The sequence below is a fragment of the Phenylobacterium sp. genome (assembly GCF_031181185.1).
Taxonomy (GTDB): Bacteria; Pseudomonadota; Alphaproteobacteria; order Caulobacterales; family Caulobacteraceae; genus Phenylobacterium.
This window is the reverse complement of the sequence record NZ_JAPSKZ010000021.1, coordinates 16,490-32,164: the sequence shown is the minus strand read 5'-3', so window position 1 is coordinate 32,164 and position 15,675 is coordinate 16,490. Positions and strand designations below refer to the sequence as shown.

At 69.6% G+C, this 15,675-nt stretch carries 17 protein-coding genes and 3 tRNA genes; 4 read left to right on the top strand and 16 right to left on the bottom strand.

Annotated elements, in window-relative coordinates:
• A partial coding sequence (locus RIF93_RS04335; RefSeq protein WP_309088798.1) for an amino acid ABC transporter substrate-binding protein occupies positions 1-1,094 on the bottom strand: 1,094 nt, incomplete at its 3' end.
• An 83-nt stretch (positions 1,095-1,177) separates the two neighbouring features.
• Between RIF93_RS04335 and metC the strand changes: the two genes are divergently transcribed.
• The 4 genes from metC (at position 1,178) to RIF93_RS04315 (ending at position 5,699) form a co-directional block, all read left to right on the top strand.
• A complete protein-coding gene (metC, locus tag RIF93_RS04330; RefSeq protein ID WP_309088796.1) occupies positions 1,178-2,353 on the top strand; it encodes a cystathionine beta-lyase in 1,176 nt (391 codons plus the stop codon).
• A 65-nt stretch (positions 2,354-2,418) separates the two neighbouring features.
• The gene (locus RIF93_RS04325) at positions 2,419-3,414 is read left to right on the top strand and encodes an SDR family oxidoreductase (RefSeq protein WP_309088794.1); all 996 of its coding nucleotides are present in this window, start codon (positions 2,419-2,421) and stop codon (positions 3,412-3,414) included.
• 291 nt (positions 3,415-3,705) lie between these two features.
• A complete protein-coding gene (locus RIF93_RS04320) occupies positions 3,706-4,296 on the top strand; it encodes a kinase (RefSeq protein ID WP_309088792.1) in 591 nt (196 codons plus the stop codon).
• Positions 4,293-5,699, top strand: coding sequence for an NAD-dependent succinate-semialdehyde dehydrogenase (locus RIF93_RS04315; RefSeq protein WP_309088790.1), 1,407 nt, complete (start codon positions 4,293-4,295; stop codon positions 5,697-5,699). Before RIF93_RS04320 ends, RIF93_RS04315 begins: the two co-directional genes overlap by 4 nt.
• Here RIF93_RS04315 and RIF93_RS04310 read toward each other — a convergent pair.
• The 15 genes from RIF93_RS04310 to RIF93_RS04240 all read right to left on the bottom strand — a co-directional run bounded on the left by RIF93_RS04310 (position 5,650) and on the right by RIF93_RS04240 (position 15,671).
• Entirely contained in the window at positions 5,650-6,453 is an 804-nt protein-coding gene (locus RIF93_RS04310; protein ID WP_309088788.1) for a pseudouridine synthase, read from the bottom strand. The genes RIF93_RS04315 and RIF93_RS04310 overlap by 50 nt on opposite strands.
• Positions 6,454-6,492: 39 nt before the next feature.
• Positions 6,493-6,693 (bottom strand): hypothetical protein, encoded by a 201-nt coding sequence (locus RIF93_RS04305; protein ID WP_309088787.1) that lies wholly within the window; start codon positions 6,691-6,693, stop codon positions 6,493-6,495.
• An 88-nt stretch (positions 6,694-6,781) separates the two neighbouring features.
• Positions 6,782-7,270 carry an OsmC family protein gene (locus RIF93_RS04300; protein ID WP_309088785.1) on the bottom strand — a complete coding sequence of 163 codons (489 nt, stop codon included), beginning with the start codon at positions 7,268-7,270 and terminating at the stop codon, positions 6,782-6,784.
• A gap of 28 nt (positions 7,271-7,298) precedes the next feature.
• Positions 7,299-7,375, bottom strand: a tRNA-Arg gene (locus RIF93_RS04295).
• Between the two features lie 24 nt (positions 7,376-7,399).
• Positions 7,400-7,708 (bottom strand): ETC complex I subunit, encoded by a 309-nt coding sequence (locus RIF93_RS04290; protein ID WP_309088783.1) that lies wholly within the window; start codon positions 7,706-7,708, stop codon positions 7,400-7,402.
• A gap of 42 nt (positions 7,709-7,750) precedes the next feature.
• Positions 7,751-7,827: transfer RNA gene (locus RIF93_RS04285), tRNA-Pro, on the bottom strand.
• A 60-nt stretch (positions 7,828-7,887) separates the two neighbouring features.
• A complete protein-coding gene (locus tag RIF93_RS04280) occupies positions 7,888-8,313 on the bottom strand; it encodes a PaaI family thioesterase (RefSeq protein ID WP_309088781.1) in 426 nt (141 codons plus the stop codon).
• The gene (locus tag RIF93_RS04275) at positions 8,306-8,815 is read right to left on the bottom strand and encodes a DUF192 domain-containing protein (protein ID WP_309088779.1); all 510 of its coding nucleotides are present in this window, start codon (positions 8,813-8,815) and stop codon (positions 8,306-8,308) included. The genes RIF93_RS04280 and RIF93_RS04275 overlap by 8 nt, the downstream gene beginning before the upstream one ends.
• 22 nt (positions 8,816-8,837) lie before the next feature.
• The gene (locus RIF93_RS04270; RefSeq protein ID WP_309088777.1) at positions 8,838-9,422 is read right to left on the bottom strand and encodes a cold-shock protein; all 585 of its coding nucleotides are present in this window, start codon (positions 9,420-9,422) and stop codon (positions 8,838-8,840) included.
• Between the two features lie 143 nt (positions 9,423-9,565).
• Positions 9,566-9,640 (bottom strand) — tRNA-Glu (locus RIF93_RS04265).
• 61 nt (positions 9,641-9,701) lie between these two features.
• The gene (gene recJ, locus RIF93_RS04260) at positions 9,702-11,492 is read right to left on the bottom strand and encodes a single-stranded-DNA-specific exonuclease RecJ (RefSeq protein WP_309088775.1); all 1,791 of its coding nucleotides are present in this window, start codon (positions 11,490-11,492) and stop codon (positions 9,702-9,704) included.
• A 79-nt stretch (positions 11,493-11,571) separates the two neighbouring features.
• Positions 11,572-12,525, bottom strand: coding sequence for a class II fructose-bisphosphatase (gene glpX, locus RIF93_RS04255; RefSeq protein ID WP_309088773.1), 954 nt, complete (start codon positions 12,523-12,525; stop codon positions 11,572-11,574).
• A gap of 62 nt (positions 12,526-12,587) precedes the next feature.
• A complete protein-coding gene (locus RIF93_RS04250; protein WP_309088771.1) occupies positions 12,588-13,874 on the bottom strand; it encodes a homoserine dehydrogenase in 1,287 nt (428 codons plus the stop codon).
• Positions 13,871-15,091, bottom strand: coding sequence for an LL-diaminopimelate aminotransferase (locus RIF93_RS04245; RefSeq protein ID WP_309088769.1), 1,221 nt, complete (start codon positions 15,089-15,091; stop codon positions 13,871-13,873). The genes RIF93_RS04250 and RIF93_RS04245 overlap by 4 nt, the downstream gene beginning before the upstream one ends.
• Before the next feature lie 124 nt (positions 15,092-15,215).
• Positions 15,216-15,671 (bottom strand): hypothetical protein, encoded by a 456-nt coding sequence (locus RIF93_RS04240; protein WP_309088767.1) that lies wholly within the window; start codon positions 15,669-15,671, stop codon positions 15,216-15,218.
• Positions 15,672-15,675 lie beyond the last annotated feature (4 nt).

Here is a 15,675-nt window from a genome sequence, read left to right as displayed (position 1 = left end):
TGTCGGGCGAATGGGTGGCTCATCAGGCCGGGCTTGGGCGCGGTCCAGAGCGCGTTCAGGCCGCGGTCGAGCTTCAGCGCCGAGTCGGCGCCCAGGTCCCGCCGAAAGATCTCGTGATACGCGCCGACCTGCCGGATCGCCTGGTAGGCCCAGTCCTTCGGCAGGCCCAGCAGCGGTCCGAGGTCGCCCTCGACGCCTAGCAGGCGACGGGTCTCCGGGTCGGTCGCCGTCTCGCGGGTCTGCTCGACCGTCCGCGACGACAGCCCCAACTCCTCGGCCAGGATCAGGGCCCGAACCGTCCAGGCCACCACATCGGCCCAGGCCGGGTCATCCTCGCGCACGACCGGCCCCAGCGGCTCCTTGGAAATCACGTTCGGCAAGATCTCGTGGGCGCCCGGCGTCGTCAGCAGGGACCGCGAAGCTGCGAGGGCCGAGATGTCCGCGGTGAACGCATCGCAGCCGTCGTTCTGGTACTTCTCCCGCGCTTCGGCCTCGGACGCCACCATCACGGGCCGGTACCGCATGCCGCGCACACGGAAGAAGTCGGCCAGGTTCGCCTCGCTGGCGGCGCCCGCCTGCACGCACACGCGCGCCCCGCTCAGCTCCTCGGCGCTCGCCACGCCCAGCGCACGGGGCACGAGGAAGCCCTGGCCGTCGTAATAGGTCGTGGCCGGGAAGCTCAGCCCCAGGCCCGCGTCGCGCGACAACGTCAGCGAGGTGTTGCGCGAGAGGATGTCGATGCGCTTGGCCCGCAACAGGGCGAAACGGTCGCCGCCGTCCACCGTCGCGAACCGCACCCGCGAGGCGTCGCCGAATACCGCGGCCGCCACCGCTCGGCAGACGTCGACGTCGAAGCCCCGCCATTCCCCGCGAGCGTCCTTCAGCGCGAAGCCCGGCAGCGCCGGGTGGACTCCGCAGACTAGGTGGCCGCGCGCCCGCACCGCCTCCAGCGTCGGGCTCTGAGCGGGCTTGTAGTCCGGAGCCTGCGTGGCCGTCTTCGCGGGCACGGGGGGCGGCGCCGGCTCGGGCGCAGGCTGGACCTCGCAGCTTGCGAGCAGAAGGCCCACGGCCGCCATCAGCGCCAGGCGGATCATCCCTGCTCCTTGAATCGGAGAAACGCGGAGGTCTAAGTGCGTAAGGCACTTTCGCCAGCGTCGCCGAAGCCCGCAACCCCCGCATGTCCCGAGGCCACTCCGACCAGACCCGCCTGATCCATGCCGGGAAGACGACGGAGCCCCTATGCCGCACGGTGGGGCCGCCGGTGCAGAAGGGCTCGACGGTGCTGCTGCCCGACGCCGCCTCGCTGTACGACGACGACAATTGCGTCACCTACGGCCGCGCCGGGCTCTCGGCCCAGGCCGCGCTCAGCGACGCCTTGGCCGCCATGGAGGGCGCTGTCGGCGTCAGCCTTTATCCCTCGGGCCTCTCGGCGATCTCGGGCGCGCTGCTGGCGGTGCTGAAGGCCGGCGACGAGGTGCTGGTCGTCGACACCGTCTACAAGCCCGTGCGCCGCTTCTGCGACGAGGTCCTGACGCGCTTCGGCATCACGGTGACCTACTACGATCCGCTGCGCTCGCCTGAGGAGCTGGTCGGCGGAGCGTCCGACAAGGCCCGGCTGATCCTGATGGAGAGCCCGGGCTCGCTGACCTTCGAGATGCAGGACGTGCCGCGCATCGCTGCCTTGGCGCGCGAGCGCGGCATCCTGACGGCTTTGGACAACACCTGGGGCGCGGGCTTCCTGTTCCGCCCGCTGGAACATGGCGTCGACCTCTCCATCCAGGCCCTGACCAAGTACGCCGGCGGCCATTCGGACGTCTTCATGGGCTCGGCCGCCGCCCGCGACCCGGCTCTGGTGCGGCGACTCGACGACGGCGTTCACCACCTGGGCTGGTCGGTCTCTGGCGAAGACTCCTATCAGGTGTTGCGCGGCCTTCGCACCCTGCCGACGCGGCTCGCCGCCCAGGGCGAGGCGGGCCTCGCCGTCGCCGGCTGGCTGAAAGGCCAGCCCGAGGTGGCCGCCCTCCACCACCCGGCCCTGCCCGGTTGCCAGGGGCACGAGCTCTGGGCGCGGGACTACAGCGGCGCCTGCGGGCTCTTCGCCTTCGCACTGAAGCCCGCACCGCAGGCCGCCGTCGAGGCGTTCCTCGACGCGCTACAGGTCTTCGGCCTGGGGTTCTCCTGGGGCGGCTTCGAGAGCCTCGCCATCTGGTCCGACCCGCAGCTGAAGCGCCGCCGGTTCAAGCGCGACTACGGCGGCCCGCTGATCCGGCTGCACATCGGCCTCGAGACGCCCGGCGATCTGATCGCCGATCTGCGTCAGGGCCTGGACGCCTACGCGAAACTCGCCGGCTGATCCGGAACCCCTGCGCCCCTGCGGGATTGGTCCGCCGACGGCGACCTTCCAGAGGAGACGGGGCCATGACCAGCCAAGAATCCGGCGATTTCCAGCAAGACGCCGCGCGCACCGCCGAGCATGAGCGCGAAATCCAAGATCGCATCGAAGCCAAGGAGGAGCGCTCCTTCCAGCCGAAGGAAGGCGGCGAGGACAAGCCGCCCCAGACCGGCGCCCGCGAGTACCCCATCCCGCCCCTGCCGCGGGAGGCGCTGGAGAAGCCCGGCCTCGAAGGGGACCTCTCGCTGAAGCCGATGTGGGACGCGCCCTACTACAAGGGCTCGGGCAAGCTGGCGGGCATGGCCACCCTGGTCACCGGCGGCGACTCCGGCATCGGCCGGGCCATCGCCGTCCTCTTCGCCCGCGAAGGCGCCGACGTGGCCATCGCCTATCTGGACGAGCACGAGGACGCCGAGCTCACGAAGCAGGCGGTCGAGAAGGAAGGCCGCCGCGCGCTGCTCCTGCCCGGCGATGTCGCCGATCCTACCTATGCCGAGGACGCCGTCCGAAAGGCCGTCGAGGCCTTCGGCAAGCTGGACGTGCTCGTCAACAACGCCGCCTTCCAGATGCACGCCAAGTCGATCGAGGACATCGACTACGACCACTTCGACCGGACGCTGAAGACCAACCTCTACGGTTACTTCAATATGGCGAAGGCGGCGGTCCCGCATCTGAAGGCTGGGGGCTCGATCCTCAACTGCGGCTCGGTCACCGGCATCCGCGGCTCGCAGGAGTTGCTGGACTATTCGATGACCAAGGGCGGCATCCACGCCTTCACCCGCTCGCTGGCGGGCAGCCTGATCAAGAAGGGTATCCGCGTGAATGCGGTGGCGCCGGGCCCCGTATGGACGCCGCTCAACCCGGCCGACAAGCCCGACAAGACGCCCGAGTTCGGCGCGAGCACCCCCATGGCCCGTCCCGCCCAGCCGGAGGAGATCGCGCCGGCCTTCGTTTTCCTCGCCTCGCCCCAGACGGCCAGCTACATCACGGGCGAGATCCTGCCGGTGATCGGCGGCTACTAGAGGGCGGCGGACATAGAGGCCTGGCTCGACGATTTCCTGACGGCGGAGGGCCTGCCGTCGTCCTTCGCCGAGACCGTCGAGCAGGTCTGCCGGCCCCTAGCCGACGAAGCAGCCCGTGCGGCCGCGGTCCGTCCGGCGGTCGTCGGCCTCTGCGGCGCGCAGGGATCGGGCAAATCCACGATCGCGGCGGCGACGGCGCGTCTGCTCGAGGCGCGGGGACTGAAGGCTGCTGCGCTCTCGCTCGACGACATATACCTCAGCCGTGAGGCGCGGGGCTGGCTCTCGCGCCAAGTGCATCCTCTGTTGGCCGTCCGCGGCCCGCCGGGGACGCACGATATCGCCCTGGGCTGCGGCGTGCTCGACGCGCTGGCCCTGCCCGGCCGGACGGCCCTGCCTGCGTTCGACAAGGCCGCGGACGAGCGCCGGCCGGCCGCCATGTGGCGAGCCATCGTCGGTCCCGTCGACGTGGTGGTCTTCGAGGGTTGGTGCGTCGGCGCCCTGCCTCAGCCTGAGGTCGACCTCGTTCGCCCGGTGAACCGCCTGGAGGCGGAGCATGATCCTGACGCCGTCTGGCGGACCTACGCCAACCGCCAGCTCGCCGGGCCGTACCAGGCCCTGTTCGGGCGCCTCGACCGGCTGGCGCTGCTGGAAGCCCCCGGGTTCGAGGTGGTCCGGGCCTGGCGCACCGAGCAGGAGCACAAGCTGCGCGCCCGCACCGGACGGGGAATGTCGGACGCCGAGGTCGCCCGCTTCATCGCCCACTACGAACGCCTCACGCGTTGGATCCTGGCGGAGATGCCCGGCCGCGCCGATATGGTCTTCCAGCTGGATGCGCAGCGTCGTCCCCGCGCCGTCCGCCTGCCTCCCGGAGATCCGCCATGACCGAGCGCCCCGTCTTCCAGACCGTCGATCCCGCCACCGGCGAGCCGGGTCGCCGTTACGAAGGCCACACCCCGGACGAGGCGCTGCAGATCGCCCGCGCTTCCCGCGCGGCCTTCGATGGCTGGCGCGCGACCTCGTTTGCCGAGCGCGGCCGGCTGATGCGCGCCGCGGCCCAGGTGCTGCGCGACCGGCAGGCGGAGTTCGCCGAACTGATGTGCGCCGAGATGGGCAAGACCCTCGCTGACGGGCGGGCCGAGGTGGAGAAGTGCGCCGGCGCCTGCGATCACTTCGCCGAACATGCTGAAGCCTTCCTGGCGGACGAGGACGTCTCGTTCGGCGACGCCAAGGCCAAGGTCGCCTACCGGCCGCTGGGGGCCGTCCTGGCCGTGATGCCCTGGAATTTCCCGTTTTGGCAGGTCTTCCGCTTCGCCGCCCCGACGCTGATGGCCGGCAACGCCGGCGTCCTGAAGCACGCCTCCAACGTGCCGGGCTGCGCGCTCGCCATTGAAGACGTGTTCAAGGCCGCCGGTTTTCCCGCCGACGTCTTCCGCACGGTGCTGATCCCCGCCTCGGGCGTCGAGGCGCTGATCGCAGATCCGGCCGTCGCCGCCGTCAGCTTGACGGGCAGCGTTGAGGCCGGTCGCAAGGTCGCCGCCCAGGCCGGCGCTGCCTTGAAGAAGTGCGTGCTCGAACTGGGCGGCAGCGACGCCTATCTGGTCCTCGACGACGCCGACATCGAGGCGGCCGCCAGGACCGCCGCCCAGGCCCGGATGGTCAACGCCGGCCAGAGCTGCATCGCCGGGAAACGCTTCATCGTGCTGGCTTCGGTCCGGGAGGCCTTCGAGCGGGCGCTGGTCCGGGAGATGGAGGGGTACATAATGGGCGATCCCCGCGCCGACGGGACGAAACTGGGCCCCTTGGTCCGGGTCGCCGACCGCGACGGAGTCCACGACCAGGTGCAGCGCAGCGTCGCGGCCGGCGCTCGTCTGCTGACGGGCGGCGAGATCCCCAACCGTCCAGGCGCTTGGTATCCCGCCACAGTGCTCGCCGGGGTGAAGACCGGCATGGCGGCCTATGACGAGGAGGTCTTCGGCCCCGTCGCCGCGGTCATCGAGGCGGCCGACGAGACCGAGGCGGTCCGCATCGCCAACGACAGCGAGTTCGGCCTGGGCTCGGGAGTACTGACGGGCGATCTGGCCCGCGGCGAACGGCTGGCCACCGACGCCCTGGAGGCCGGGATGAGCTTCGTGAACCAGAACGTCCGCTCGGACGTGCGCCTGCCCTTTGGCGGCATCAAGCACTCGGGTTACGGCCGCGAACTCGCTCGCTTCGGCATTCACGAGTTCGTCAACATCAAGTCCGTCGTGGTGGCGAAGGCGTCTTCCGCGGACCGGACGGAGTAGAGGCGCGGACCATAGCCTCGCGTTCGTCAGCGCTCAGCATCCGCCAGCGGCCCTCGGGCAGGTCACCCAGTCGCAGAGGACCGATCCGCACGCGCAGCAGGTCGGTGACCCTGAGGCCTACCAGGTCGCACATCCGGCGGATCTGGCGCTTGCGGCCCTCCTTCAGCACGAAGCGCAGGGTGTTTCCCTGGATCACGGTGACCTTGGCGGGCTTCAGCTGGCGACCGTCCAGGCTCAGGCCGTGCCTCAGCTTCCCGAGCTTGGTCTCGTCCACCTGACCGGCGACGCGGACGACGTATTCCTTGTCGAGGTCGGACTCCGGCCCGATCACCGCCTTCGCCAACACCCCGTCGTCGGAGAGGATCAGGAGCCCTCGACTGTCCTCGTCCAGCCGCCCCAGCGGCGGCAGGCTGGCGTTCGGGGCCGGCGCCGCGCCCTCTCCCAGCAGATTGGCGTTGGTCAGCAGCCGCACGGCCGGGGTGTGCCCAGGCTCGGGTTGTCCAGAGACATAGCCCACCGGCTTGTTCAGCACGGCGGTGAACCCCTGCAGCTGCTCGGAGGCGCGGTCGGCCAGGGTCAGGATCTGGCCCCGCAGGATCTTGCGGCCCGCGTCCGTCACCGTTTCGCCGTCGATGCTGACCAGCCCGTCGGCGATCAGCGCCTCGGCCTCACGCCGGGAGCAGACTCCGCTCTGCGCCAGCCACTTGTTCACCCGCTGGGGTTCGGGCTCGTCGTATCGGCGGGTCCAGGCCATGGCCGTCTGTAGGGGCCCGGGCCGCCTCCGGGCAAGACCTCAGCCGTCGGCCAGCCAGGCGGTGATATACGCGTGGGTCTTCCGGACCAGGGCTGAGGGCCCGGAGAAGTAGAACTCACTGCCGAACAGGCCGCGTTTCTCGGTCCACCGCAGGGCGCCGGTGTCCTCGGTCTCAAGCACCCTGCGCAGCTTGTCCCGCTTCGATCGCGGCACGAAGGACATGTAGGTCGCGTCGCTCATGGTGGCTTCCCGGTCTTCCCCAACGCAGACGATGCCGCCGCGAGTCTGCGGCAATCCCGAGGCGAATGGTCAAGCTTGATCCCGCCGGCTAGTCCGCGCAGGCCTCTTCCATCGCCTGCATGTGACCGAGGCCCGAGCGTTCCAGCGCCGCCAGATCCGGCGGCGAGGCCATCACGGAGGAGATTCTGGCGCCGCCCTCCAGCGTCCGATGCACCGGGCAGCGGTCGGCGATCTCCATCAACCGGCGGCGCTGGTCGGCGTCCAAACCGCCCTCCAGAGTGACCTCGCGGTGGAAACGATCCTGACCCGCCGCCGAGCGGCTGTGCAGCACCCGCACCGTCGCCCGCGTGAGAGGCCAGCCCTTCCGTTCGGCGTAGAGGCGCAGAGTCATCGCCGTGCAGGCCCCGAGCGCCGAGCCCAGCAGCTCGTAGGGATTAGGTCCGGAACCCAGCCCGCCGACATCGGTGGGTTCGTCGGCCAGGAAGGTCGCTCCGGCCGCCAGGACCTCCACCTGGAACTTTCCGATGCCTGTCTCTGTGACGGTCACCGCGTCGGGATCGGCTTCGGGACGGGTCATCGGCGCTCTCCTCGCTAGCCTCAGGAGTTGGCGCGCCCGGCAGGATTCGAACCTGCGACCACATGCTTAGAAGGCACGTGCTCTATCCAGCTGAGCTACGGGCGCCCAAAGGTGCTCGGCCCGGACCGGTCAGTGGGTCCAGGGTATTTTCCGCCCGAAAGCGAAGTTGTCGGCGTAGGCCTTGATGATGCGTTTGGCGGGCTTGGGATCGATCAGCTGGAAGGCGATGCCGTGCTGTTCGGCGTAGCGCACCGCGTCTTCCTTCGTCTCGAACTGCAGCCGGATCTGACTCGACTCGGTGTCCGACGTCTGGGTCCAGCCCATCAGCGGATCAGGCCGGCGCGCGTCCTTGGGCTCGAATTCGAGCACCCATTCGTTGGTCTTGGCGCGCCCCGACTGCATGGCGGTCTTGGACGGGCGGAAGATGCGCGCAAGCATGCGTCTCTGATCCCAAAGCCTTCAACGTCTCGCCCCCAACGCTGGTCGGGGCGGCAGGATTCGAACCTGCGACCCTCTGCTCCCAAAGCAGATGCGCTACCAGGCTGCGCTACGCCCCGGAGCGTCGGAGAGGCCCTGCAATATGGGCGTTTCGGGATTTCCGCAAACGCCGTGAAGGCCTAGGCGCGTCTGGCCATCAGCTTGAACACGCCCGAGGCCCTTACGACGTCCACGCCGCGGGACCGCGCCACGCCCTCGGCGAAGCCGATCTCCTTGGTGGCCCGCGTCATCCGCGCCTCGCCGACCACCCACTCGCCCAGCCGCGCCATGTGCAGGAAGTCGGTCGACAGGTGGATGGTCATCGCCACCTGCCCTGTGCCGCGGCCGACCGCCATGGCCAGCAGGCCGTCCATGAAGGCTGAGAGCATGCCGCCGTGGACCAGGCCCAGGCCGTTGGCGTGCCGCGGCAGGGCGAAGAACGCCTGTCCCACGGTGTCGGGCGCTCCGCCGACCCGATGGAAATACGGCCCGTTGTGCGTTGAAAAGGGGCCGCGCAGCTCCGAGCGGACGAAACCCTCCGGCGGCGCCGGAACCTGATCATCCACCGGCGATCGCCCGATGCTGCACCTTGTCGCCCGGCAGGAGCCCGATCTGGGCCGCTCGGCCCCCCGCCAGCTCCAGGACGAACTTCGCCGGAGCGCTCGACGGCAGCGGCGTCTCATCCAGAGGTCGGGCGTTGCGAACGATGGAGACCACCCGGCCGTCCGCACCGATGTAGATGATATCCAGTGGGATCAGCGTGTTCCGCATCCAGAAGGCCTGGTAGTCGGCCTTGGGGAACTGGAAGAGCATCCCGCGGTCAGGCGCCATCCGCTTGCGGCACATCAGGCCGTATTCCCGCTCGCGTGGGCTGTCGGCCAGCTCGACCATGAACTTGAAAGCGCCCTTGTCGGTCGTCAGCGTCAGGGGCTGCAGGGGCGTGAGCTCAGCCTGGCCCTTGCAGCTCGAGGGGTTCTGCCGGGGCAGCTGGGCCTGGGCCGCGCCGCCGGCGGTCAGCGCAATTGCGGCGGCCAGCAGCACGCGCCAGCCGATCGTTCCTGGATACAAGGGGTCGGGCTCCGAAGCAGTCTCAGCTCAGACTAGACGCTTCGATCTCGGCCACAACAAGACCCTTGGGGCCCTCGGCGAACCGCACCATCACGTTGTCGCCCGGCTGGAGGTCCTCCATGCCCGACCGGCGTAGCGTCTCGATGTGCACGAAGATGTCGCCCGGCTGGCTGTCGCGGATGACGAAGCCATAGCCCTTGGCGCGGTTGAACCACTTCACCTTGGCCTGCTCGAGCGGCCCCGTGGCCTCGAGCGCCCGCCTTGGCGGCCGCGCGGCGGCGAAGCCCATGCCCTCCCGGCGTAGGCCGCTCTCCCGCGACCGATCGGGCGGCGTGGCGGTGCTTTCGTCAAGCTCGACCACCTCGGCGACCTGCCAGCCCTTCGGGCGGCGAACCACGTCGCAGGTGATCATCGAGCCTTCCAGGCAGTGTTCGCGGCCCGAGCTGCGCAGGCTGGTCACGTGCAGCAGCACGTCCTTCAGATCGGTCTGGCCCGGGTCGTCGGGGACGATGAAGCCATAGCCCTTGCCCGCGTCGAACCACTTGATCCGACCGGTGATCCGCACCGGCGCAGGCGCGTCCACCTGCTCGAATTCAAAACCCGCCATTCGCCCCTCGGCCCCTCACCCCCGAAACATTCGGATGGGCCGGTTATAACAGTGTTCTCGTAATGCCTTGGGCGTCAATGGTGAATCGCTTCCGCACAACCTGCGGAAGTCAAGGGTTCACCGATTTGCGGGAAGGTTTCGCGTGGCAGTCCCTAGGGGAGTCGAACCCCTCTCTCCAGGTTGAAAACCTGGCGTCCTAACCGATAGACGAAGGGACCGCGTGCGCGAGGCGGGCTCTATAGCGACCTTCTTTTTTGGGCGCAAGCGGCCGAAATGAACTTATGTGCGACGCGGATCGGCGACGTCTTCGATCTCGAGTTCGACGCTCTCGCGCCCCTGCCAGTCGTCCGGCTTCAGACGGCCTACGACGTGCACGGCGCCGCCCTCCTGCATCAGGCGCTTGCCGGCCTCAGTGTCGCCCATCCGCCAGGCGACGGCCTTCAGCTTGCCCCCCGAGCCGTCGGTCAGCGTGCAGCGCACGTGACCGCCCTTCAGCGCCATAGGACGTTCGATTCGCACGTCCGCGGCGGCGAACAGCGGCTCCGGATTTCCAGGGCCGAACGGGGCGAGCCGCTGGAACTCCGTCCACAGGCCGCGATGGCAGCCGCGGGTGGTGACCAGGGCGTCGATCTCCAGGGCGTCTTCGGCCGCGGCCTGGGCCTGCTCGGCGGCCAGGCGCTCGCACAGGAAGGCCCGAAGTTCGGGAATCGCATCGGGCCGGACCGACAGGCCCGCGGCCATGGCGTGGCCGCCGCCGGCCAGGAGCAGGCCCTCCTCGTAGGCCGCCTGCACGGCCTGTCCCAGGTTCACCCCCGGCTGCGAGCGGCCCGAACCCTTGCCGACATTAGCGGCGCGATCGACGCCGATGACGATGCAGGGCTTGCGGTATCGTTCGCGAAGCCGCCCGGCGACGATGCCGATGACGCCAGGATGCCAGTCGTCCTGCGCCACCACCAGGCAGGGCGCGTCGGCCTCGTTGCTTTCGGTCTCGATCCAGCGGACCGCCGCCTCCTGAACGTCGGCCTCCACCTGCTTGCGCGAGGCGTTCAGCGCGTCGAGTTCGGCGGCCAGGACTTGCGCCTCCTCGGGATCGTCCGTCGAAAGAAGACGGGCGCCCAGGTCCGAACGCCCGATCCGGCCGCCGGCGTTGATTCTGGGACCAAGCAGGAACCCTACGTGGAAGGTTGAGGCTGCGCCGTTCGCCTTCGCGACCTGCATCAGGGCGGCCAGGCCGGGGTTCTTCCACCCGGACATCACCTTCAGCCCCTGGGCCGCGAGCGCCCGGTTGAAACCGGTCAGCCGGGTGACGTCGCAGATCGCCCCCATGGCGGCGAGGTCCAGCCAAGTTCGCAGATCAGGCTCGGGTCCCAGGCCGCGCTTCCGCGCCTCGCGGTTCAGCGCCGCCAGCAGCACGAAGGTCACGCCCGCCGCCGCCAGGTGCCCCTGCCCCGACCCGCAGTCCGGCCGATTCGGATTGACCAGCGCCTCGACCTTGGGGATTTCGCCCGGCCGCATCAGGTGGTGGTCGATGACCACCACGGGCAGACCGATCTCGGCGGCGCAGGCCAGGGCGTCGTGCGCCGCGGCCCCGCAGTCGACGGTCACGACCAGTTCGGCCCCCTCGCCCTTCAACCGCCGGAACGCGGCTGGCGACGGCCCGTAGCCCTCGGTGATCCGGTCGGGGACATAGATGGCGATCTCCTGGCCCATCGTCCGGAACCAGCGCACCAGCAGCGCGGCCGACGACGCGCCGTCCACGTCGTAATCGGCGAAGACGACGATCCGGCGCTTCGCCTCGAGGGCGCTGACCAGGATCTCGGCCGCCCGGTCCATATCGGCGAAGGCTGAGGGATCGGGGAAGAGCGCCTTGAGGGTCGGATTGAGATAGTGGCCGCCATCGGCCTCGCCGACGCCCCGCGACGCCAGCGCGCGCGCCAGCAGCTCGGAGAGGCCCAAGGACAGCTGGTGCCGGCGGGTCAGGTCGGCGCAGGCTGGCCGCTCGCGCCAGGCGCGGCCTGACAGCGAGCGCACCACGCCCAGGTATCCCAACTGCCCGCCGCCGTCCGCCATGCGCCTGTTATCCGCCGCCGGCGCCTGAGTCGCCAGCGGCGGCAGAGTCGCAGCGTGCTGCGTCAGAAGCGGTCGCGCCTTAGGCCGGCCGCTTCATTCGCACTTCGCGGACCGTCTGGGTCGCCGAATCCATGACGATTGTGTGGGTATGCACGTGGCCATCCGAGTAGCGCACGCCGTCCAGCAGCGCGCCCTTGGTCACGCCCGTGGCCGCGAAGATCGCGTCGGCGCGGACCATTTCGTGCAGGTCGTACTTCTTGTCGAGGTCGGTGATGCCCACCCGCGCCGCACGCGCCCGCTCGTCGGCGTTGCGGAACACCAGCCGGCCCTGGAACTGGCCGCCCACGCACTTCAGCGCCGCGCAGGCCAGCACGCCTTCCGGCGCGCCGCCCGAGCCGAGGTAGAGGTCAACGCCCGTTTCGGGATCGGCGGTGTTCATGACCCCGGCCACGTCGCCGTCCGTGATGAGGAAGATCCTGGCCCCCACTTCACGGATCGAAGCGATGATCTCGGCGTGCCGCGGGCGGTCCAGCACACAGACCGTGATCTCGGAGGGCTCGACCCCCTTGGCCGCGGCCAGCGCGCGAACGTTCTCGGCCGGGCTCTTGTCCAGGTCGATGACGCCCTTGGGATAGCCCGGCCCACAGGCGATCTTGTCCATGTAGGTGTCGGGCGCGTTCAGCAGCGTGCCCTTCGGCGCCCAGGCCATCACCGCCAACGCATTGGCCATGGCCTTCGCCGTCAGGGTCGTGCCTTCCAGCGGGTCGAGGGCGATGTCGATCTTCGCCTTGCCGCCCTTGCCCACCTTCTCGCCGATGTAGAGCATCGGCGCCTCGTCGCGCTCGCCCTCGCCGATGACGATCTCGCCATCGATCTCGAGATCGTTCAGCGCCGTGCGCATCGCATCCACGGCGGCCTGGTCGGCAGCCTTCTCGTCGCCGCGGCCCACCAGCTTCCAGGCGGCGATGGCGGCGATCTCGGTCACCCGCGCCGCGTCCAGCACCAGACCGCGGTCAAGACCTTCAGAACTCATGTCGGTAGCGTCTCCAGCCTATTGGCGCAGCGCCTTAGCCGATGGCGCAGGTTCCGTCAGTATCAGATGCGAGCGATGCGCAGCATTCTGGGCGTCTCGATCACCGCCGGCAGGTCTGCGATGCGCGCGATCGCGGCCGTCAGCACCGATTCCGCCACCGCGTGGGTCGTCAGCACGATCGGCACGCCGTTCGCGCTCTCGACCGGCTTCTGCAGGAAGCTTTCGATCGAGACGCCCGCCTCGGCCAGGGTCTCCGACACCGCGGCGATGACGCCCGGCTCGTCCTTCACCAGGAAGCGCAGGTAGGCCCGGCTTGAGTTCTTCGACGGGTCCACGGGGTCGAAGGGGCGCAGCGTCTCGGCCGGCGCCTGGAACACCGGACGCACCGCGCCGGTCATCACGTCGGCGATGTCGGCGGCGACCGCCGCCGCCGTCGGTCCCGCGCCGGCGCCAGGCCCCTGCACGAAGATGCGCCCCACCCGCGTCCCTTCGATGAAGAGCGCGTTCAGCGCCCCGCCGGCCATGGCCAGCGGATGGTTCAGCGGAGCCAGGGACGGATGCACCCGCACCAGTACGCCGTCGGCCGAGCGGTCGGCCGAGGCCACCAGCTTGATCCGGTAGCCCAGGTCGCGGGCCATGTGGATGTCGAGGAGGTCGACCTGATCGATGCCCTCGATCTCGGCTGCGGCGTAGTTCGGCGCGCAGCCGAACGCCAGCGCCGCCAGGATGCTGATCTTGTGGGCGGCGTCGAAGCCGCCGACGTCCATCGTCGGGTCCGCCTCGGCGTAGCCCAGCCGCTGGGCCTCGGCCAGCACCTCGGCGAACGAACGGCCCGTCGCCTCCATCTCGGTCAGGATGTAGTTGCAGGTGCCGTTGAGGATGCCCGCCACCGACTTGATCTCGTCGCCGACGAGGGCCTCGCGCACCATCTTCACCGCCGGCGTGCCGCCCATGACGGCGGCCTCGAACAGCAGCGGCGCGCCCTTCGCCTCGGCGAGGGCCGCGAGTTCGGCGCCGTGCTCGGCGATCAACGCCTTGTTGGCCGTGACGACGGGCTTGCCGGCGCTCAGCGCCGCCTCGACGGCCGCCTTCGCCGGGCCGTCCGAACCGCCGACCAGCTCGACGAAGATGTCCGTCTCTTCCGACTGGGCCAGCGCCACGGGATCGTCGAACCAAGCCAAGCCCGAGATGTCGAAGGGTCGCGGTCGCGACCTCGAGCGCGCTGAGACCCCGCTCACCACAGCCTTGCCGCCGGCGGGCGCGAAGCCCGGATGCTCGGCCAGGAAGGTCAGGAGGCCCGCGCCGACGGTGCCCAGGCCCGCGACGCCGATGCGCCAGGTCTTCGTCATTGTGCTGCGAGCGCGTTGTGCGCCCGTCCCAGGATCTCGTCGGCGTTCGACAGGAACTTCTTCACGTTGCGCGCCGCCTGGCGGATGCGCTGCTCGTTCTCGACCAGGCCGATGCGAACGTAGCCTTCGCCGTACTCGCCGAACGCGATGCCTGGGGCCACCGCGACGCCGGCTTCCTCGATCAGCAGCTTGGAGAACAGCATGGAGCCGGCCTCTTTGTACTGCTCGGGCAGAGGCGCCCAGGCGAACATCGAGGCAGGCGGCGCGGGGATGTCCCACCCGGCGCGCTTCATGGCGTCCACCAAGGTGTCGCGGCGGCCCTTGTAGATGGCGCGGATCTCGTCGACGCAGTCCTGCGGCCCGTTCAGCGCCGCCGCGGCCGCAACCTGGATCGGCGTGTAGGCGCCGTAGTCGAGATACGACTTCACGCGGGCCAGGGCCGCGCACATCCGCTCGTTGCCGACCACCATGCCGACCCGCCAGCCGGCCATGGCGTAGGTCTTGGACAGCGAGTTCACCTCGACGGCCACGTCCTTCGCGCCCTCGACCTGCAGGATCGACGGCGGCGGGTTGTCGTCGAAATAGATCTCGGAATAGGCGATGTCCGAGAGCACCAGCATCTCGTGCTTCTTCGCCAGGGCGACGACCTCCTTGTAGAAGTCGAGATCCACCCACTGGGCCGTCGGATTGGACGGATAGCTGACGATCAGCACGTTCGGCGGCGGCGCAGAGTGCTTCACCGCGCGGCTGATCCCCGACAGGTACTCCTCCGGCGAGGGCGCCGGCACATGACGGATCACGCCGCCCGCCATGATGAAGCCGTAGGCATGGATCGGATAGGCCGGGTTCGGGCAGACGATCACGTCGCCGGGCGCGGTCAGCGCCTGGGCCAGGTTCGCGAAGCCCTCCTTCGAACCCAGCGTGGCGATCACCTCGGTGTCGGGATTCAGCTTCACGCCGAACCGCCGGCCATAGTAGTTGGCCATCGCCTTGCGCAGGCCGGCGATCCCCTTCGAGGCCGAGTAGCGGCCGGCCTTCGGGTCCCGCGCTGTCTCGATCAGCTTTTCAACGATGTGCTTGGGGGTCGGCATGTCGGGATTGCCCATGCCGAAGTCGATGATGTCGACGCCCTGACCGCGCAGGCGGCCTTTGATCTTGTTGACCTCCTCGAAGACGTAGGGAGGCAGGCGTCGGATACGGTGGAACTCGGGAGTCATGTCGGAAGCTCTTCGCGCCGCGTTCTCGCCCATGCGGCTCTGAGGTGAGCTGGGGGTGGCATCGATAGACTCCGGGCCGGAGTCCGCCAAGCCGGTTTGGGGAATTTTATGCCTCCGACGCGCCTCAGCGCGGCGGAGGCGGGGTAGCTCGTTCCCTCAGCTCACGCGCGAAGGCTTCCGAATCCCGCTGGGGACCTTCCTCAAACCGCGGGCCGGCGTCGCGCTGCGCCTCGGCCGCGAAGGCTTCCGTGTTCTTCAGCGTCCAGGTCCCGGGCGCCGTTTCGGCGATCAGGCGCTCGCCCGCCGCCTTAACCGCTTGGGCCTCACGGCCGTACAGCCGGACGGGCCGCAGATCCTGCGGGATGGCCGGGATGTCCGCGAAGCTCGGATAATCGGTGTTGGTTTTGGCCACCCGGGCCACTTCCGCCGCCACCGGCGAGGCGGGATCCACCTTGGCGTCGGCGAACGGGTTGCCGATGCAGCCGGCCAGCAGCGTCCCTGCCCCGCTCACGACGCCTGCGGTCAGCAGGAGCCGGGCGGCGCGGCGGGCGTTCGGAAAAAGCGGGCGCGGCGCATTCATCTCC